The organism is Rhodovulum sp. P5 (assembly GCF_002079305.1).
Lineage (GTDB): Bacteria > Pseudomonadota > Alphaproteobacteria > Rhodobacterales > Rhodobacteraceae > Rhodovulum.
This window is the reverse complement of the sequence record NZ_CP015039.1, coordinates 1,018,078-1,036,726: the sequence shown is the minus strand read 5'-3', so window position 1 is coordinate 1,036,726 and position 18,649 is coordinate 1,018,078. Positions and strand designations below refer to the sequence as shown.

Here is an 18,649-nt window from a genome sequence, read left to right as displayed (position 1 = left end):
CCGGAGCCTGCCCATGCCGACCACCGTCACCTTTCACGAGTATGCCACGCTGGATGACGCGGGGCGCGCCGCGCTGCTGAAGCGGACCGAGGGCGATCTTGGCCCGATCCTGGAAGCGGCGAAACCGATTATCGAGGCGGTCCGGGACGAGGGCGACGCGGCCCTTGCCCGGTTTGCCAACCAGTTCGACAAATCGCCCGTGACGGCGGATGCCATCGCCGCGACGCCGGCCGATTTCGACGCGGCTTTCGATGCGGTGGATCGGGAGATGATCGAGGTTCTGGAATTCTGCTCCGACAACGTGCGCCGGTTCCATCAGGCGCAGATGCCAGAGGAGATGTGGTGGAAGGAAATGCATCCGGGCGTGTTTGCGGGCGAAAAGGTCGTGCCCATCGACTCGGTCGCCTGCTACGTCCCGCGGGGCAAGGGCTCGTTTCCATCGGTGGTGATGATGACGACGATCCCGGCGGTGGTGGCAGGTGTCGGCCGCCCCTTCATCGTGACCCCGCCGGGGCCGGACGGCAAGGTGGATGCCGCCACGCTGGTCGCCGCCCGGATCGCCGGGGTGGAAGAGGTCTATAAATGCGGGGGCGCGCAAGGCGTCGCGGCGGTCGCCTATGGCACCGAAACCGTACCAAGGGCGCCCAAGATGGTCGGGCCGGGCAGCCCGTGGGTGGTTGCTGCAAAGCGGCTCTTGTCCGACCGGCTGGACCCCGGCACCCCCGCGGGGCCGAGCGAGTCCATCATTCTTGCCGACGAGACCGCCAACGGGCGCGTCGCCGCGCTGGATCTGTTGATTGAATCCGAACACGGACCCGACAGTTCCGCATGGCTCGTCACGAATTCCCGCAGCGTGGCAGAGGATGCCCTTGCCGCTATCCCCGGCTATTGGGCGGCGATGGGGGAGGAGCGCACCGGTTTCTCGCAGGCGGTCCTATGTGGCCCGCGGGGTGGGGTGATTCTGACGCCGGACTTCGGGGCGGCGATCGACTTCGTCAACGCCTATGCGCCAGAACATCTGCAAATCCATGCCGAGGTGCCGCAGGATTATCTTGGCGCGATCCGCAATGCCGGGGAAATCCTGCTGGGCGCCCATACCCCGATCTGCATCGGGAACTTCACGCTGGGACCCAATGCCGTGTTGCCGACGAATGCCGCGGCGCTGACTCATTCGCCGCTTGGTGTCCATGCCTATCTGAAGACCATCGGGCTGGGCCATGTGACCCGCCGCGGCTATGACCTGCTGGCCCCCAAGGCGAAACGCTTCGCGGAATACGAAGGCTTCGATGCCCATGCCAACGCGGTATCCGCGATGCGTGACGCGGCCTTCGGGAACGAAGGTTAGGCCCGTTCCGCCATCGCCGCGGCGAACCGTTCGAACAGGTAGTAGCTGTCCTGGGGGCCGGGGCTGGCCTCTGGGTGGTACTGGACGGAAAAGACCGGGCGGTCGGCCATGCGGATGCCGCAATTCGACCCGTCGAACAGCGAAACATGGGTTTCCTTGACGCCGGCTGGCAGGCTTTGGCTGTCGACGGTGAAGCCGTGATTCATCGACGTGATCTCGACCTTGCCGGTTTCCAGATCCTTCACCGGGTGGTTCGCGCCGTGATGGCCGTGGTTCATCTTGATCGTCTTCGCGCCGAGCGCCAGTGCCAGCATCTGATGGCCAAGGCAGATCCCGAAAAGGGGAATGTCCCGCTCCAGCACGCCCTGGATCATCGGCACGGCATAGGCGCCCGTTGCCGCGGGATCGCCGGGGCCGTTCGACAGGAACACACCGTCGGGGGACAGCGCCAGAACATCCTCTGCCGTGGCGGTTGCCGGCAGAACGGTGACATCGCAGCCCGCCGAGGCAAGGCAGCGCAGGATGTTGCGTTTCGCGCCGTAGTCGATGGCCACGACCTTGTGCCCGGGACCTTCGCGACGCTGATAGCCGTCCGGCCATGCCCAGCGCATCTCATCCCAGCGATAGCTTTGGGCGCAGGTGACGTCCTTGGCCAGATCCAGCCCCTCCAGCCCGCAGAAGCCGCGCGCCTTGGCGACCAGCGCCTCGATATCGAACTGGCCTTCGGGGTCGTGGGCCAAGGCGACATGGGGGGAACCCTGTTGGCGGATCGCGCGGGTCAGACGGCGGGTGTCGACCCCGCCGATGCCGACCCGCCCTTGCCGGGCCAGCCAGTCCGAAAGGGTATCGGCGGCGCGCCAGTTGCTGGGCTCTGTCGGGTCCCATTTCACGACCATACCGTCGGCCACGGGCGCGGCCTGTTCGTCGTCTTCGGGGTTCACGCCGACATCGCCCACATGGGGGAAGGTGAAGGTGACCACCTGCCCGGCATAGGAGGGATCGGTCATGATCTCCTGATAGCCGGTCATTGCCGTGTTGAAGCACAGCTCTGCCACCCTCTCACCGGTGGCGCCGAACCCTTTTCCGTAGAACACGGTTCCATCGGCAAGGGTCAGGCAAGCGGTCGGGCGGGGGGCGCGTGCTGTGCCGGGCATGGGGGTCTCCTGATCGCGGAATCCGGCGGAGACTATGGCCGCGCGTGCCAAGAATCAAGGGGCGAGGCAAAATGCAAAACCACCTTATTTCAGTAACTTAGTGCTTTGGCGTCCGCTTGCCTCTGCGGCGGCTGATCGTTATGGTGCACAGCCTGACGCGACCGGTGACACGAGGACCCTGATGGATTTGCGCAGCCGGATATCGACATCGCTGAAAAGCGCGATGAAAAACAAGGAGGCGGAGCGTCTGGCCACGCTACGCCTGATCAATGCCGCGATCAAGGACAAGGATATCGCCCTGCGCTCCGACGGGTCTGAGACCGGTGTTGGCGAGGACGAGATCCTTTCGATTCTCGGCCGGATGATCAAGCAGCGCCAGGAAAGTGCCCGCGCCTATGAAGAGGGCGGCCGTCTTGACCTGGCAGAGCGCGAGCGGTCGGAGATCGCGGTGATCGAGGAATTCCTGCCGCGACAACTGACCGATGAGGAAGTGCAAGAGGCCGTCGATGCCGCCCTGTCCGAGACCGGTGCCGAGAGCATTCGCGATGTCGGGCGAGTCATGGCCGTGCTGAAGGCCGAATATGCCGGTCAGATGGATTTCGGGGCCGTGGGACCGATGGTCAAGGATCGCCTCGCCTGAAGGGATTGCCGCGCTGCGGCATGATGTGCGATATGTCCCGCATCGCGGCACGACCTGACATCCGTGATCCCCGCAGGGCTTGTCCATTCCGCAGGGAAACCCATCTGGCGGTAGTGGCTTGGTAACACAGCAGAGACTAGAAACAGGTGCAGGAGTGCTTTTTCCCGACTGCTATGGGCGCTATCCTGCCGGCAACAAGCGATACAGAGACATCAGATGCTGAAATACATCAAGAACGTGAAGGCCGAGCAATGGCCGGCCCTGATCCTGCGCGGTTCTGCGCTTCTGCTGATCGTGGTTCATCTGTTCACATTCCTCTTCATCTATCAGCACTTCATCTTCTTCATCACCGCGCTGGTGTTGGGGCTGCTGCTTGCGCGTGAGATGTACGAGGATCTGGCCCAGCGGTTCTTCAAGCTGAAGGCCGAGGAATACGAGAAGGACCTGATGGAGCTTCAGGAAACCGCGCATCCCAACGGCGACCGGGCCCTGTTGATCGAGGGCAGCCCCTCGCTAAAGGACATCGCCGGCAGCAAGACGAAGCACTGACGGCTCGGGCCTATCCGAAGACCTTCGGAAAGGTCCGTTCCAGCGCGACATCGAGATCGGCCATGCTGACCGGCAGGCCGAGATCCACAAGGCTGGTCACCCCGTGATCGGCGATGCCGCAGGGGACGATGCCGTCGTAATGCGTCAGGTCCGGTTCCACGTTGATGGCCAGGCCGTGAAAGCTGATCCAGCGGCGGATGCGCACGCCGATCGCGGCGATCTTGTCCTCTCGCGGGGCGCCGGACGGTGACGGCGCCAGTTGCGGACGGACGACCCAGACGCCGACGCGCCCCACGCGCCGTTCCCCTTTGACGTTGAATTCGTCGAGGGTGCGGATCACCCAGTCTTCCAGTTGCCAGACAAAGCGGCGCACGTCCCGGCCGCGGTGGGTGAGATCGAGCATGGTATAGACCACGCGCTGGCCCGGGCCGTGATAGGTGAATTGTCCGCCCCGCCGCGTCTGATGCACCGGGAACCGGCCCGGATCGGTCAGATCGTCCGGCCGTGCCGACGTGCCTGCGGTGTAGAGGGGCGGGTGTTCCAGAAGCCAGATTGCCTCTGCCGCTGTGCCTGCGGAAATCCCGGCGACGCGGGCCTCCATCCTCTCGCAGGCCTCCTCATACGGGACCAAACCGTCAAAGACTTGCCATTCCGGCGCCATGGTTGATCGATACTCCTTGACACAATCGCGAGACGCCTCCGACACTGATTGTCGGGAAAACGGCCTCCGCGGGTCGTTTGCTGCTGTCCTACGCGGGAGAAATGTCATCATGAAACGTCAATTTGCAATGGCCTGTCTTGCGGCCAGTCTGACCATTACAAGTGCCGGGCGTGTCGCGGCGGATGCCGGGGATGTCGCCGTGGGTATTCTGGGCGGTATCATCGGGGGCGCCATCGTCAACGAGGCGCACAAGAAAAAGACCACCCAAAGGCGGACGACCGTGTCGTCTGCCACGCGTGCCCAGAACCGGGAGACGCAGACATCACTGAACTATTTCGGGTTCCCGGCGGGAACCGTCGATGGCGTGATGGGGCAACGGTCGCGAAACGCGATCTCGCAATACCAGGCCTTCATGGGCTATCCCGTGACTGGCCGGTTGAGCCCTTATGAACGCGACTTCCTCGTCAGTTCCTATCACCGCGCCGTTGCGGGCGGGGCGGCTTCGGCGCAGATGGCCGCGGCCAGCGGATATGGCATGCGCGGGCTGCTGAAGACCTATCAGCAACAGCTTGCCACCGGTGGTGTGGCCCCGATCCAACCGCAGATACAGCCGCCCTCCACCACGACCGTGGTGATCGCCCCGCCGGCCGCTGCGGTACCGCAGACACAGACCGTGGTTGCCCCGCGTGCGGCCAGCGTTGCGACCGGCGCGGCCGTTGGCGCTGTGGCCGCGACGGCCGCCACCGCGGCCAAGCCGGCGCTGCCGAATTTCATGGGGCAGGGCACGGGGCAGTCGCTGGCCTCCCACTGCAACAAGGTCAGCCTGCTGACCAACACCAATGGCGGGTTCACCACCGCCGCTTCGATGTCCGACGCCAATTTCGCCTTGAACGAGCAGTTCTGCCTGGCCCGCACCTATGCCATCGCCTCGGGCGAGGAACTGGCCGACAAGGTGGGCGCGATGTCCAGCGAACAGATCGCCGACCAGTGCAAGGCCTTCGGCCCGGTCCTGAAAGACTATGTCGCCGCGGTGTCGCTGAAACCGACCGCGGACGTGATGAAGGATGTGGGCAGTTTCGTCCTGCAAACCGGTATGTCGCCGGCGCAGCTTGCGGGAACTGCCAAGATCTGCCTGTCGGTGGGATACCGGACGGACGACATGGATGTCGCGATCGGTTCGGCGTTGATTCTCGTTGTGCTCGGGGAAGAGGTCTATGCCGAGCTTCTGGGCCATCACCTGAGCCAGGGCTTCGGGGCGTCCAAGCGGACCGATCTGGCGATGAACTGGTATGACATCGGCTTCGGGGCCGTTGACCGCGGGGCCATCCCGGTCTTCGCACCCGGCCAGCCAGAGCGGTCGGACCTGATCCGGAAGGCCGCCTATCAGGTCGGCGGCAGGTCTTCCAGCATGTCCGGTGCCGGGGCGAACGACCCGCAACCGGCCGCATTGCCGACGTTCTCCATCGACAACTGAAGCTTGAACAAATGGGCCGCGCCGGCCGTGATGAACGCGGCGCGGCCCAACGCGAAAAAAGCCGAAAATTCCACTTCACATCCGCGGCGCGACCCGCTATTCCACCCTTCACCATCACATGACGTGCGGTCGTGGCGGAATTGGTAGACGCGCAGCGTTGAGGTCGCTGTGGGGTAACTCCCGTGGAAGTTCGAGTCTTCTCGACCGCACCATAAACTCCTGAAATCGTGATCCGAGATCGACGTCATGCAGCGACAACCCGTTGCGGTGGCAGACAGTCTCGTGCATTAGCCCCGCTGTCTTCGCCGGGGTCGGCGGCGTGCCGGACAAGGGCTTGTCACAGGTGGCGCGAACGCCGCCGAAGCTCTAGGTGTCGTGACAGCAAACCGGCCTGCGTCAGGCCGCGTCGGTATCCATGCATCGAGCCGCGCGCGATGGCTCTCGACGCAAATGAAGGAGATGATGATGGATCTTGGAATCGCGGGCAAACGGGCGCTAGTCTGCGCCTCGTCAAAGGGCCTTGGGCGAGGCTGTGCCGAGGCACTGGCCGCCGCCGGGGTCGAACTGGTAATGAATGCGCGGGGGGCGGAGGCGCTGGAATCCGCTGCCGCCGATATCCGCGCGGCCTATGGCGTACCGGTCATGGCGGTTGCGGCCGACATCACCGATGAGACCGGGCGGCAACGGGTGCTCGACACGGTCGGAACGGTGGATATCCTCGTGACGAATGCGGGCGGTCCGCCGCCGGGTATGTGGACCGACTGGGACCGCGACGATTTCATGATGGCGCTGGATGCCAACATGCTGACGCCGATTGCCCTGATGAAGGCGCTGGTGCCGGGCATGATGGACAGGGGCTGGGGCCGGGTCGTCAACATCACCAGCCAGTCGGTCAAGGCGCCGATCGCGGTGCTGGGGCTGTCGAACTCGGCCCGCGCGGGCCTGACCGGCTATGTCGCGGGGACGTCACGGCAGGTTGCCCCCCACGGGGTAACGATCAACAACCTGCTTCCGGGCATTCATGCCACCGACCGGGCCGATGCGCTCGACAAGGGGGTGGCCGAGGGCGAAGGCATTTCGCTGGAAGAGGCACAGGCCCGGCGTGCCGCCACGATCCCCGCGCGTCGCTACGGAACGCCCGCGGAATTCGGTGCCACCTGCGCATTCCTGTGTTCGCAGCATGCGGGCTTTATCGTCGGGCAGAACATCCTGCTCGACGGCGGCGCCGTGAATACGGTTCTGTAGGTCGATCGGGTCAGCCGGGTTGAAATGCGTCGGGCCACATCCTGCGATGTGGCCCGCGTTCTTCGTTCTTGCCGCGTCAGGCGTCTTCGCGGGCCGGGTCGTTCGCATCCAGCCTTTGCTTGAGCCTGTGGATCGATGACGGTGTCACCCCGAAATACTGTCCGATTTCGGCGTCGCTCAGCCCGTAATCTTCCATCGCGCGGAGGGCTTCTGCAGGCATCGGCCCAAGTTTCGTGCGAATCAACCTCCGGTCGTGCGCTTCTGGTTCGGCAACTTTGTCGCGAGTGGTGTTTTCGTTTGTTTCCAAGGTACCAGCTCCTCCTCTGGACCCAAAATGCCCGGGTTTCATTCTGTTCAATCTGCCCCAGTTTTTTGAAATTATCTTGCCATCATACCATGGCGATGGCGGCTCTGTCTGTCATGCCATTTACACATGGCTAACATGTGGCGGCGTTCCGCTGCTTGCAAGGCGTCGACGGTAGAGTGTGCGCTATCGCCTGCGCCGCCCCTTTGGAAGCGGCATCGGGCGCACGCGTTTCTCGATCTCGTCGTAAAGCAACCCGGCGATGTTCTTGCCGGACGTCTTCTCGATCCCCTCCAGCCCGGGGGAGGAGTTGACCTCCAGCACCTTCGGGCCGTCCTCGGCGCGCAGCAGGTCGACGCCGGCAAGGTTCAGCCGGAAGGCGCGCGCCGCCCGGACCGCGGTTTCCCGCTCTTCCTTGGTGATGCGGACCTTTTCCGCATGGCCACCCTGGTGGAGGTTGGAGCGGAAGTCGCCTTCCGCCCCGCTGCGCTTCATCGCGGCCACGACCTTTGAGCCGACGACGAGGCAGCGGATATCCTCTCCTGCGGCCTCCTTCACGAAACGCTGGACGAGGAAGGACGCCTTCAGCCCCCGGAAGGCGGAGATCACGGATTCCGCGGCCTTTTTCGTCTCGGCCAGCACCACGCCCTTGCCTTGCGTCGATTCCAGAAGTTTCACGATCAAGGGCGCGCCGCCGACCAGAGAGATCAGGTTGTTGGTGTCCTTGGGGGAGGCCGCAAACGCCGTCATCGGCATGCCGATGCGGTGGCGGGCCAATATCTGGTGCGCGTGCAGCTTGTCGCGGCTGGCGGTGATGCCTTCGGACCCGTTCACGCAATAGGTGCCCGTGGTTTCGAACTGGCGGATCACCGCGGTGCCATAGTTCGTCACCGACGCCCCGATGCGCGGGATGATCGCGTCATAGCGGGGCAGGCGCTGGCCGTCATAATGGACCTCGGGCGACAGCGCATCCAGCGCCATGTAGCAGCGGGTGGTGTCGATCACTTCGATCACATGGCCGCGTTTTTCGCCCTCCTGCACCAGACGGGTGGTGGAGTAGCTGTGCGCCTCCCGGCTGAGCACGGCGATGCGCAGGGTGCGGGCGGGGGCGACGTGGCTGACCTCGGCGGTGTGGTAGACGTCGTAACTCAGGACCGGCTGGCAGCAGCTTTCGCCGGGGCTGACCACGATATCCTCGGTCAGGGCCTGCCGACCCAGAAGCATGCGATAGGCCATGCCGCCGCGATGGGTCAGGGTCAGTTCGATGGGCCAGGACCGGCCGCCGACCTCGATATCGGCGCTGATGACGAAACGCCATTCGGACTCTCCGTTGGAGGAGATCACCTCGCGCCGGTCCACGATCTCGGCCGAGCAGGGGATCGACAGATCCTCCCGCCCCGGGATCGGGTGAACGGCGAAGCGCACCTTGGGGCGGGAGGCCGGGCCGAAGGGTTCGATGTCGAAGGCATGCAGCGCCGAGGTCTTGGCGCCGGTGTCCACCTTGGCCTTCATCGCGGGCAGGCCGAGGCCGGGAAAGGCCACCCATTCCTCCCATCCCAGACGGAATTCGGAGGGGTGCGGTTCGGTCGTGTCGTCCATCATGCCTGCTTGCGGTTGTTCCGGTTGGCGGGAGCGTGGCAGGGGCGGACGTTAATTTCAAGGCTGCGCGGGTGCGGCACCCGGCATCGGCCCGGTCTTCCATGCGCAACCCGGCGGCGGGGGGATGGGGGTGACGTTGCGCCATTTGGCTGGGGCGATGTCGTTCCAATCCTCAAAAAAGTTCGGGTATGGTCTGACCTCGAACCAGCCGCGCCAGCGGGCGAAGAACTCTGTATCGCCCAGCACGTCCTTGCGCCATTGACAGGGGTCGCCCATCTGCGCCCGGAAGGCGTCGGTCACCTTCACGCTGCCATCGAGAAAGGTGTTTCGGAAATCGGTCCTCGCGTCGAAGGTGGCTTCGGTCAAATCCACGGCCCTCAGCGCCGCCATCGTTTATGCTCGCGCTGAGGGCCGTGGATTTTAACAAGGTCGGCGCATCTTGCCTGCCTGTCAACAGGCTGAAGCTGAGGTTCGCCCCCTCCATCCGCGCGTCGCTGAGGTCCGTCCCCTCCATCCGCGCCCCGCGGAGGTACGCCCCCGCCATCTGCGCCCCTCTGAGGCTCGCCCCCGCCATCTCCGCCCTCCAGAGGACCGCCCCCTCCATCTGCGCCCCGCTGAGATCCGCCCCCTCCATTTGCGCCCCGGAAAAGTCGACGCCGGTCAAGGACGCTGCGTAGAGGTCTGCCTTTCGGATATCGCGGTTTCGCATGTCCGGTTTGGGCAGAGCTTTGATTTGTGCGCCTCGGAAATCCCGCCATTCCCGTTCGAATTCTGTGTCTTTCGTCGCGAAGTAGGTTTCGCATGCGTCCTGATCGAGCGGTGTGGACTGGTCGGCGCACCATTTCAGGCGGTCGGATCTCTGAAACGGCGGAACCTCCGTCCGATCAGAAGGCAACGTCCCGCAGATCAGGGGAGGATGGCCAACGCGTCGGCACCAGTCGCCGCGATACTTGGCCCGCGCGACGATCGGGTCGGCCTGATCGGTCGGCAGCGTCGACAGTTGAGCCTCTCGCAGGTTCGGCGAAACCGCGAACGGGCGGACCGGCATGATTAGAGGTGCGTTGCTAAAAAACGTCCTGTAGTCAGGCCGCAAGGGGAACCCCTTGGTTGCCAGTGCGCCGTAAAGCAGCACCAGAATCAGCAACGGTACGGCCCGGGCGTACATCCTTGCCGTATCGAGTGTCGCGAGCTTGATGGGCGCGCAGGTATCCTGTTCCATCTTTCGCCAACTAATGGCGCCGACGAGGATGGACCCAAAGAAGCACAACCCGGCAAGCGAGGTCAGCCAGAAATTGTGCACCACGAAAGAGTTCGTCCAGATCGCGCCCAGCACGAAAGGACCCGCCAGCCAGACCAGCGCAATCGTTACCATGTCCGAGAACCGATCAAGGTCGCGCCGGTCGATGGCCTTGGGATGATGCCGCCGCAGGATCAGGTCATTCAGAAGCCAGGGTTTGATCCGCCGTTCCAGCGTTACGCCATCGGGCGCGGGCTCCGGCGCCACAAGCGCCTCTGACACTTTCCGCACGTGGAGGTGCAGGTAGATGTAAAGCGCCGCGCCGAGGATCGGGGCGAACAGGAAGAAGCTGAGCGTCGGGATCGAGATGTTGACCAGCGGCAATTGCGTCTGGCGATTGGCGATGAAGAAATCGGCATCCTCGACGCTGAGCACGGTGATGAAGGCGAAGACCAGATAGCCGAGAAGCCCGAACCAGTTCGTGCGGCCCGCCACCGTCAGCGCGTCGATACGCGCGATGTAGTCCGGGCCGGGCGTCGCCGCCTTTGGCTGCGCCTTGTTCCGCTCGAACGCCGCGCGCAGGCGGTCGGTGTGCTGTCCTCTCATCCGCGGGCGGCCGGGGCTATTTCACCACGCGCCCGGTCTGCACGACGATCCGGGGCAGGTCCATGATCGCGCCCTTGCCGGGGGGAAGCTGAAAGGTCAGCCAGTCGCCGGTTTGCGTCGCGCCCTTGATCCGGTAGGCGCCGGGCAGCAGCCCGCCCATGGTGAAAAAGCCGCCATAGCTGGTGATGGCGACAAAGGTTGCGCCGTCGCGTTCGCGCACGATCATGACGGGATAGCCCTGCACGGGCGTGTTGGTCTGGGTCACCACCATGCCCTTGACCGCATCGGCGGCCGCGGCGGGCAGGGCAAGGGCGCCGCACAGGGCGGCGGTCAGGATCGACAGGCGGGTCATCTCAGCACTCCCTCGAACAGCAGGTGTTTCTGGTCTTCGGTTATCTCGGCGGGACCGTGGATCGATTGATAGCGGGTGATCCCGTCCTCGGTGATCTCCACCGGTTGCAGGACCACGACGTTGTAGGCGGTGTCGTGCGTACGCTCGACCTTGAAGTCGAACTTGCCGCGGCCGGCCTCGTCCAGCGTTGTCAGGCCCAGATATTGCTGGGGCACCGCGGCGATGATCACCGGCAAGCTGCTGGTCTGGGTGCCCTCTGCCACGCCGACGGCGGCCGACAGGTCGATGGTCGGCACCTCCGGATCGACGCGGGAGACAGTGTAGATCAGGATCGCCGCGCCGATGAAGGCGATGATCACCGAGGGGTAGTTGCTTTTCACCTTGCCCAGCAGCGGGATCTCGATGTCCGTCACATGGCCCTCTTCTGTCACCACGACCTTTTGCCGGAACAGGAATATGACCCCCCGACGATTGCCGCGATGCCCCCCAGCATCGACAGGATGTAGATCGCGCCGCTCATCATGATATTCCCCTTTCAAGACAACCCATTGTCTTTCCGGGGAAAAGAATACACCGATTCCGGGTGTTAACCAATTCCCGGTTGCAGTGACAGATTTGACGCCGTGGACGGGGCGGGCGCTTGTGCGGCGTTCGATCCGTCTGTATTCGGGCGGGCATGACGCGGTTCAGCTTCACCCTCGACCAAACGGACGGCAAGGCCCGCACGGGTGTCATCCACACGCCGCGCGGCGAAATCCGCACGCCTGCCTTCATGCCGGTCGGGACGGCGGCGACCGTCAAGGCGATGATGCCGGAAAGCGTGGCGGCGACCGGGGCCGATATCCTGCTTGGCAACACCTATCACCTGATGCTGCGCCCGGGGGCGGAACGGATCGACCGGTTGGGCGGGCTGCACCGCTTCATGAACTGGGACAAGCCGATCCTGACGGATTCCGGCGGGTTCCAGGTGATGAGCCTGGCCGAGTTGCGCAAGCTGACCGAGGAGGGGGTGACGTTTCGGTCTCACATCGACGGCTCCCGCCACATGCTGAGCCCCGAAAGCAGCATGGAGATCCAGCGCCTTCTTGGCTCCGACATCGTGATGGCGTTCGACGAATGCACGCCGTTTCCGGCCGACGAGGTGACGGCCCGCGCCAGCATGGAGTTGTCGATGCGCTGGGCCGCGCGGTCGCGCGAAGCGTTCGGCGACCGGCCGGGCCACGCCCTGTTCGGCATCCAGCAAGGCAGCGTCTTCCGCGATCAGCGGGCGGAAAGCGCGGAACGACTGACCGGGATCGGGTTCGACGGCTACGCCATCGGCGGGCTGGCCGTGGGCGAGGGGCAGGAGACGATGTTCGAGGTGCTGGACTACGCGCCCGACATGCTGCCCGTGGATCGGCCGCGTTATCTGATGGGGGTGGGCAAGCCCGATGACATCGTCGGGGCCGTGGCCCGCGGGGTCGACATGATGGACTGCGTTCTACCCTCGCGGTCGGGGCGGACAGGGCAGGCCTTTACCCGCCGCGGTGTGGTCAACATCAAGAACGCGCGCCATGCGGACGATCCCCGCCCGCTGGACGAGGCCTGCGCCTGCCCGGCCTGCCGCAGCTATTCGCGTGCCTATCTGCATCATGTCTTCCGCGCGGGCGAGATCATCAGTTCCATGCTGCTGACTTGGCACAACCTTCATTACTATCAGGAGTTGATGGCCGGGTTGCGGGCCGCGATTGTCGACGGTCGCTTTGCCGATTATGCGCACGAGTTTCACCGCTTGCGCGAGGAAGGCGATATCCCGCCGCTCTGAAGCGCCGGTCGTCAGGTCCCGGTGGATAGACACCGGGGGCCACGACCAACGCCCCTTGTCTTCCCGCGAGACGGCATCTTGTTCCTCCAAAGCCGATCGCAAGACACGACGGCCAGCGGCTCGCGCAGCCGGAGGTGTGCCGAACTGCAAAGCCCCCGGCATGGGTCTGCTCCGAAATCGGAACGGGTGAGGCTTACGAAGGACGCTTGCGCATGATTGGAGGCCCCGAGGCTTCGATGGCCGCTTGGTCGCTGTCTGCCGTGGCGGCCAGAGGCGAAAATGCAGCTGCGGCGGAGGCAAGCAACGCCGCGGGCAAGCGGTTCATGGTCATCCTTACGACCTGTATCGTGGTTAACCTTCTGTTCATCTTCCGTTCATCTTGATGAACAAGTCCCGCAGCCAGCGGTGCAGTCCAAGGGGGGCGTGCCTTGCTTCGCCCTCCTGAACACCTGTCTGGTTATCAAGTGGCTTTGCTTAGTGCATTGATAATAAAATATAATCTGGGCCATACGCGACGTTGGAAATTCGGATATCTGCCATCTGGCTGCGGTCGCGGCAGAGCGCCGGAGACCCGCTGAGCGCCCGCATTCGCAGGTGAATTCAGTCAGCGATAGTGAGGAACTGGACGCTTGCTTGTTCGGACCGAGCGAGGCATTCTGTATCGAAATGCTTACAGAGTCTGGTTGAATAGTGCGGCACAAGGCCCACCTAGTCGTACCAGAGAGGAGGGAGCCAAAGGCCGCCGGGAACCGGGGCCAGAGTTTCCTTGCCATATCACGGGAATACGAATGACCGAGCAAATCACCCAGTCCTATCCTGTCCTGCCATTGCGCGACATCGTGGTCTTTCCGCATATGATCGTGCCGCTTTTCGTGGGGCGTGAGAAATCCGTTCGCGCGTTGGAAGAGGTCATGCAGGACGACAAGCAGATCCTGCTGTCGGCCCAGATGGACCCGGCCGTGGATGAGCCGACGGCAGACGGCATCTATCGGACGGGGGTATTGGCCAATGTCCTGCAGCTTCTGAAACTGCCCGACGGAACCGTGAAGGTTCTGGTCGAGGGCAAGGCGCGTGTGCGCATCACGGACTTTCTGGACAACGACAGCTTCTTCGAGGCCAGTTGCGAGGCACTGACCGAGGAACTGGGCGATGCCGCCGCGGTTGAGGCGCTTCTGCGCTCGGTCGGGGCAGAGTTCGAACGCTATGCCAAGGTCAAGAAGAACATCCCCGAAGAGGCGCTTTCGACGGTTTCCGAGACGCGGGAACCGGCCAAGCTGGCGGACCTGATCTCGGGCCATCTGGGCGTAGAGGTGGAGCAGAAGCAGGAGCTTCTTGAAACGCTGTCGGTGTCCGAACGACTGGAAAAGGTCTTTGGCCTGATGCAGGGCGAGATGAGCGTTCTGCAGGTCGAGAAGAAGATCAAGACCCGGGTCAAGAGCCAGATGGAGCGGACCCAGCGGGAATACTACCTGAACGAACAGATGAAGGCGATCCAGCGCGAACTTGGCGATGGCGACGAAGGCCAGAACGAGATCGCCGAGCTGGAAGAGCGCGTCCACAATGCCGGTCTCTCGAAAGAGGCGCTGGAAAAGGCCGAGGGCGAGATCAAGAAGCTGAAGTCGATGTCGCCGATGTCGGCCGAGGCAACGGTCGTGCGCAATTACCTCGACTGGATTCTCTCGATCCCGTGGGAAAAGAAGACCCGCGTCAAGAAGGACCTGACCCGCGCCGAGAAGGTGTTGGACGACGACCACTACGGGCTTGAAAAGGTCAAGGAACGGATCGTCGAATATCTTGCCGTGCAACAGCGCAGCAAGAAGCTGAAGGGCCCGATCCTGTGCCTTGTCGGCCCGCCGGGCGTGGGCAAGACCTCGCTGGGCAAATCGGTTGCGCGTGCGACGGGGCGGGAGTTCATCCGCATCAGCCTTGGCGGTGTGCGGGATGAATCCGAGATCCGCGGCCACCGTCGGACCTATATCGGCTCCATGCCTGGCAAGATCATCCAGTCGATGAAGAAGGCGAAGTCGACCAATCCCCTTATCCTGCTCGACGAGATCGACAAGATGGGGCAGGACTTTCGCGGCGACCCGGCCAGCGCGATGCTAGAGGTGCTGGACCCCGAACAGAACTCCACCTTCGTGGACCATTACCTTGAGGTCGAATATGACCTGTCCAACGTGATGTTCCTGACCACGGCGAACTCCTACAACATGCCGGGGCCGCTTTTGGACCGGATGGAGATCATCAGCCTTGCCGGCTATACCGAGGACGAGAAGCAGGAAATCGCCACGCGCCACCTGATTCCCAAGCAGATGAAGAACCACGGTCTGCGGGAGAAGGAATTCGAGCTTTCGAACGACGCGCTGACGGAAATCGTGCGCCGCTATACCCGGGAAGCCGGGGTGCGGAACCTTGAGCGTGAGATCGCGAAGCTGTCCCGCAAGGCCGTGACCAAGCTGGTGAAGAAGGAAGCCGACAAGGTCACCGTCACGCCGGAAAACCTTGAGGATTTCCTTGGGGTCAAGAAGTTCCGCTATGGCCTTGCCGAGAAGGAGGATCAGGTCGGCGTGGTGACCGGGCTTGCCTGGACGCAGGTGGGCGGCGATCTTCTGTCCATCGAGGCGCTGAAACTGCCCGGCAAGGGGCGGATGAAGACCACCGGCAAGCTTGGCGATGTGATGAAGGAATCCATCGACGCGGCCTCCAGCTTCGTGCGGTCCATCGCGCCCGAGATCGGTGTGAAGCCGCCCCGGTTCGAGAAATGGGATATCCACGTCCACGTGCCCGAGGGGGCGACGCCCAAGGATGGCCCGTCGGCGGGCATCGCGATGGTGACGTCCATTGTTTCGGTTCTGACCGGTATCCCCGTCCGAAAGGACATCGCCATGACGGGCGAGGTCACGCTGCGCGGCAATGTGCTGGCGATCGGCGGCTTGAAGGAGAAACTGCTCGCGGCCCTTCGCGGCGGGATAAAGACGGTTCTGATCCCCGAGGAGAACGAGAAGGACCTGCCCGAGATCCCCGACAACGTGAAAGAGGGGCTGGAGATCATTCCCGTGGCCAATGTGCGCGACGTCCTGAAACACGCCCTGATCCGTGAGCCCGAGCCCATAGAATGGGACGAGGCAGCGGAAGAGGCGGCCGCAAAGGCGGCCTCTGCCGCCGGCCATGAAGACACAGGCCAGATCGCGGCGCATTGAGGCGAAGCCGCCCCTGAGATGAACGACAAACACCGGGCCCCGCGCCCGGTGTTTTCACGTCCGGGGCCTGCGTGGCACGCTGGCGGGATGAAGCCTCGACCTGCCGCCGCTACCAGTCAGATTCGCACCTGTTTTCCCCTTGCACTCCCTGCGCCGGACGTCTAATACGCGCCGCACCGGGTGATTAGCTCAGTGGTAGAGCGCTTCGTTCACATCGAAGATGTCGGGAGTTCGAATCTCTCATCACCCACCATCCTGCCATGCGGTGCTTCGTTGCCTAGCTGTGCCGGCATTCTTTTTGGCGTTTGCGCCTGTACAATGGCTTTTGGCAGATGGGTCGGGAAGTGCGAAATCCGGTGACTGTCGGGACGGTATGATACCGGTGTATTCGCATTCTGTTTAACGCCGCACAAATCGCCACAGGAGCAGGCATCGGAATGATTTCAGGATACTGTGGTGCCCGGGGGCGGAATCGAACCACCGACACGAGGATTTTCAATCCACTGCTCTACCCCTGAGCTACCCGGGCACGGGACCGGCGATCATCGCCGTGGGTGGAGAGTGTGTAAGGGAGCTACGGGGTGGTGTCCAGAGGGGGCAGGCGGGAAACTTCGCCTTTTTTCACGTTGATAGAGTGTTCCAGGACGCGGCTGCTACCGCTCTCCGCCGGACGGCCCTAGCTGTCGCCGGGTTCACCATTGCGGGGACGCTGGGCCTCGTCGTGATCCGCGACTGCAACGGACTCTCCGGGGATCGTGTAGCTGCCCGACAGCCACTTGCCGAGGTCGATATCGGCGCAACGGCGCGAGCAGAATGGGCGGTAGTCGGGGGAGGAGGGTTTCTTGCAGATCGGGCAGGTCATCGGGCCATAAGCTCGGTCAGGGGCAGGCGTTCCCGTTTGCGGGTCAGTTCCGCATGGCCCAAGGGCGTCCAGCCGACAAATGTGGTTTCCACCAGATCGGACCGGGATGTGGACTTGAGGATCTGTTCCACCCGCACGCGGTCGCGTTTGGGCATAGGAGCAAAGTCAATGACGATCTGACCGCCGAGACCCCGAAGACGCAACAGCCGGGGCAGGGCGCGGGCCGCGGCGATGTTCGCCTTCAGACCAGCTGCGGGCGAGGTATCGCGGCCGGTGTTCACGTCGACCGCCACAAGGGCCCGGGTCGGCTCGACGAACACCGTACCGCCATCGGGCAGGGGCGCCGGTCCCGTGAGGGCGTCGATGGCTTCTGCCACGCCGGCATCGTCGAAACAGCCGGGCGTGTCGGTCACGCTGTCGGGGGTGGGCGCGGCCCAGTCGATCCAGGCGCGCAGATGCGCATCGGGCGCATCGAGAAGCAATTCGGGCGCCCCGTTCGCAGGCTCGACTGTGATCGCCTCGGCCATCTCGCGCATGGACGCGATGTCTTCGGCGATGGTTTCCGCCTCGACATCGGCGCAGGCAGAGCGGCAGATCAGGCCAAGATCGTCCGGTGCGTCGGCCATCGCCTCATGGGCGGTCAGCAGAAGACGGTCGCGTTCGTCCTCCTCCCGGATCGCGCGGGAGACGTTGATCCCTGGCGCATTGGGGGTGACGATGGCATAGCGGCTCTTGAACAGCAGGCGCGATGTGACCGGCACGGCCTTGCCGGGTTCGGCATAGCCGGTGACCTGAACCAGCATCCCTTGGCCGGGCGTAAGTCCCTTTGCCTGCCGCAGGAACGCGCGCCCCTCGGGCAGGCGCAGGAAGACGCCGCCCTGGCCCTTCACCTGCCGGTCGACCACGGCGCGGAAGACTGCGCCGGGCGCCGGTATGTCGGACGGGGGATCGATCAGCAGGTCTTCAAGTTTCCCGTCAACCATCAGCGCGGCGGCCTTGCGCCCGTTGATCGCGTCGAGATAGGCGGCACTGCCCTTCATGCGTCTGCCCTGTAGATAGGATAGCCCGCGCCAGCCAACAGGGCGGCGGTTTCGGCCAGCGGCAGGCCGACCACGGCGGAAAACGAGCCGTTGATCCACGGAATGAAGGTCCCGGCCATGCCCTGAATGCCGTAGCCGCCCGCCTTGCCCTGCCATTCCCCCGAGGCGAGATAGGCGTTCAGTTCGGTATCGGACAAAGGCTTCATCTTGACGCTGGTCACGACATCGCGTTCCCAAAGCCGCCCGCCAAGCTTCAGCGCCACGGCGGTGATCACGCGATGCCGGCGCCCGGAAAGCGCCAGAAGGAATTCCGCGGCCTCTGCGGCCGTCGCCGGCTTGCCGAGGATGCGCCGCCCCAGCGCCACCGTGGTATCGGCGCAGAGCACCAGTTCGTCCTCGGCTGCGGTGACCGCGCGGACCTTTTCGGTGGCCATACGGGCGCAATAGGGGCGGGGCAGGTCAGTCTTGCGGGGCGTTTCGTCGATATCGGCGGGGCGAATGTCGTCCGGCACGACACCGAGTTGCGCCAGAAGCTCCCTCCGGCGCGGGCTTGCAGAGCCGAGGATCAGCCGCAAGG

17 protein-coding genes and 3 tRNA genes are annotated in these 18,649 nt (G+C 63.9%); 9 read left to right on the top strand and 11 right to left on the bottom strand.

All coding sequences use genetic code 11. From position 1 onward, the window contains the following. Nucleotides 1-13 precede the first annotated feature (13 nt). Nucleotides 14-1,345, top strand: a complete 1,332-nt coding sequence (gene hisD, locus RGUI_RS05110) for a histidinol dehydrogenase (RefSeq protein WP_081532055.1) — start codon at nucleotides 14-16, stop codon at nucleotides 1,343-1,345. Here hisD and carA read toward each other — a convergent pair. Next, nucleotides 1,342-2,499 (bottom strand): glutamine-hydrolyzing carbamoyl-phosphate synthase small subunit, encoded by a 1,158-nt coding sequence (gene carA, locus RGUI_RS05105; protein ID WP_081532054.1) that lies wholly within the window; start codon nucleotides 2,497-2,499, stop codon nucleotides 1,342-1,344. The two genes, hisD and carA, sit on opposite strands and share 4 nt — an antisense overlap. A gap of 181 nt (nucleotides 2,500-2,680) precedes the next feature. Between carA and RGUI_RS05100 the strand changes: the two genes are divergently transcribed. Both RGUI_RS05100 and RGUI_RS05095 read left to right on the top strand, forming a co-directional pair. Next, on the top strand, nucleotides 2,681-3,139 hold the full coding sequence (locus tag RGUI_RS05100; RefSeq protein WP_081532053.1) for a GatB/YqeY domain-containing protein: 459 nt from the start codon (nucleotides 2,681-2,683) through the stop codon (nucleotides 3,137-3,139). A gap of 216 nt (nucleotides 3,140-3,355) precedes the next feature. Beyond that, complete coding sequence (locus RGUI_RS05095) at nucleotides 3,356-3,688, top strand: hypothetical protein (RefSeq protein WP_081532052.1); 333 nt, start codon at nucleotides 3,356-3,358, stop codon at nucleotides 3,686-3,688. 10 nt (nucleotides 3,689-3,698) lie between these two features. On the opposite strand, the gene lipB is transcribed toward RGUI_RS05095, so the two are convergent. After that, on the bottom strand, nucleotides 3,699-4,349 hold the full coding sequence (gene lipB / locus RGUI_RS05090) for a lipoyl(octanoyl) transferase LipB (protein WP_081532051.1): 651 nt from the start codon (nucleotides 4,347-4,349) through the stop codon (nucleotides 3,699-3,701). A 109-nt stretch (nucleotides 4,350-4,458) separates the two neighbouring features. Here lipB and RGUI_RS05085 point away from each other — a divergent pair, with 109 nt between their 5' ends. The 3 genes from RGUI_RS05085 to RGUI_RS05075 all read left to right on the top strand — a co-directional run bounded on the left by RGUI_RS05085 (nucleotide 4,459) and on the right by RGUI_RS05075 (nucleotide 7,068). After that, on the top strand, nucleotides 4,459-5,823 hold the full coding sequence (locus RGUI_RS05085; RefSeq protein WP_081532050.1) for a peptidoglycan-binding domain-containing protein: 1,365 nt from the start codon (nucleotides 4,459-4,461) through the stop codon (nucleotides 5,821-5,823). A 125-nt stretch (nucleotides 5,824-5,948) separates the two neighbouring features. Next, nucleotides 5,949-6,035 (top strand) — tRNA-Leu (locus tag RGUI_RS05080). Between the two features lie 253 nt (nucleotides 6,036-6,288). Continuing rightward, complete coding sequence (locus RGUI_RS05075) at nucleotides 6,289-7,068, top strand: SDR family oxidoreductase (protein ID WP_081535975.1); 780 nt, start codon at nucleotides 6,289-6,291, stop codon at nucleotides 7,066-7,068. 76 nt (nucleotides 7,069-7,144) lie between these two features. On the opposite strand, the gene RGUI_RS21100 is transcribed toward RGUI_RS05075, so the two are convergent. From RGUI_RS21100 to RGUI_RS05055, 5 genes are all read right to left on the bottom strand, one after another. Further along, nucleotides 7,145-7,288 (bottom strand): antitoxin Xre-like helix-turn-helix domain-containing protein, encoded by a 144-nt coding sequence (locus tag RGUI_RS21100; protein ID WP_156882873.1) that lies wholly within the window; start codon nucleotides 7,286-7,288, stop codon nucleotides 7,145-7,147. 270 nt (nucleotides 7,289-7,558) lie between these two features. Next, the gene (rimK, locus tag RGUI_RS05070; RefSeq protein WP_156882872.1) at nucleotides 7,559-8,974 is read right to left on the bottom strand and encodes a 30S ribosomal protein S6--L-glutamate ligase; all 1,416 of its coding nucleotides are present in this window, start codon (nucleotides 8,972-8,974) and stop codon (nucleotides 7,559-7,561) included. 169 nt (nucleotides 8,975-9,143) lie between these two features. Further along, the gene (locus RGUI_RS05065; RefSeq protein WP_081532049.1) at nucleotides 9,144-10,814 is read right to left on the bottom strand and encodes a pentapeptide repeat-containing protein; all 1,671 of its coding nucleotides are present in this window, start codon (nucleotides 10,812-10,814) and stop codon (nucleotides 9,144-9,146) included. A 16-nt stretch (nucleotides 10,815-10,830) separates the two neighbouring features. After that, complete coding sequence (locus RGUI_RS05060; protein WP_081532048.1) at nucleotides 10,831-11,166, bottom strand: carboxypeptidase-like regulatory domain-containing protein; 336 nt, start codon at nucleotides 11,164-11,166, stop codon at nucleotides 10,831-10,833. After that, nucleotides 11,163-11,600 (bottom strand): hypothetical protein, encoded by a 438-nt coding sequence (locus RGUI_RS05055; protein ID WP_216640102.1) that lies wholly within the window; start codon nucleotides 11,598-11,600, stop codon nucleotides 11,163-11,165. The genes RGUI_RS05060 and RGUI_RS05055 overlap by 4 nt, the downstream gene beginning before the upstream one ends. A gap of 242 nt (nucleotides 11,601-11,842) precedes the next feature. Here RGUI_RS05055 and tgt point away from each other — a divergent pair, with 242 nt between their 5' ends. The 3 genes from tgt to RGUI_RS05040 all read left to right on the top strand — a co-directional run bounded on the left by tgt (nucleotide 11,843) and on the right by RGUI_RS05040 (nucleotide 16,423). Then, nucleotides 11,843-12,970 carry a tRNA guanosine(34) transglycosylase Tgt gene (gene tgt, locus RGUI_RS05050; RefSeq protein ID WP_081532046.1) on the top strand — a complete coding sequence of 376 codons (1,128 nt, stop codon included), beginning with the start codon at nucleotides 11,843-11,845 and terminating at the stop codon, nucleotides 12,968-12,970. A gap of 788 nt (nucleotides 12,971-13,758) precedes the next feature. Then, entirely contained in the window at nucleotides 13,759-16,170 is a 2,412-nt protein-coding gene (gene lon / locus RGUI_RS05045; RefSeq protein ID WP_081532045.1) for an endopeptidase La, read from the top strand. Between the two features lie 178 nt (nucleotides 16,171-16,348). Beyond that, nucleotides 16,349-16,423: transfer RNA gene (locus RGUI_RS05040), tRNA-Val, on the top strand. A 201-nt stretch (nucleotides 16,424-16,624) separates the two neighbouring features. Here the strand turns inward: RGUI_RS05040 and RGUI_RS05035 are convergent. The 4 genes from RGUI_RS05035 to RGUI_RS05020 form a co-directional block, all read right to left on the bottom strand. Beyond that, nucleotides 16,625-16,699 (bottom strand) — tRNA-Phe (locus RGUI_RS05035). Between the two features lie 147 nt (nucleotides 16,700-16,846). Further along, a complete protein-coding gene (locus tag RGUI_RS05030; RefSeq protein ID WP_081532044.1) occupies nucleotides 16,847-17,032 on the bottom strand; it encodes a DNA gyrase inhibitor YacG in 186 nt (61 codons plus the stop codon). Then, a complete protein-coding gene (locus RGUI_RS05025) occupies nucleotides 17,029-18,072 on the bottom strand; it encodes a ribonuclease E/G (protein ID WP_081532043.1) in 1,044 nt (347 codons plus the stop codon). Before RGUI_RS05025 ends, RGUI_RS05030 begins: the two co-directional genes overlap by 4 nt. After that, a complete protein-coding gene (locus RGUI_RS05020) occupies nucleotides 18,069-18,647 on the bottom strand; it encodes a nucleoside triphosphate pyrophosphatase (RefSeq protein WP_081532042.1) in 579 nt (192 codons plus the stop codon). Before RGUI_RS05020 ends, RGUI_RS05025 begins: the two co-directional genes overlap by 4 nt. Nucleotides 18,648-18,649: the final 2 nt, after the last annotated feature.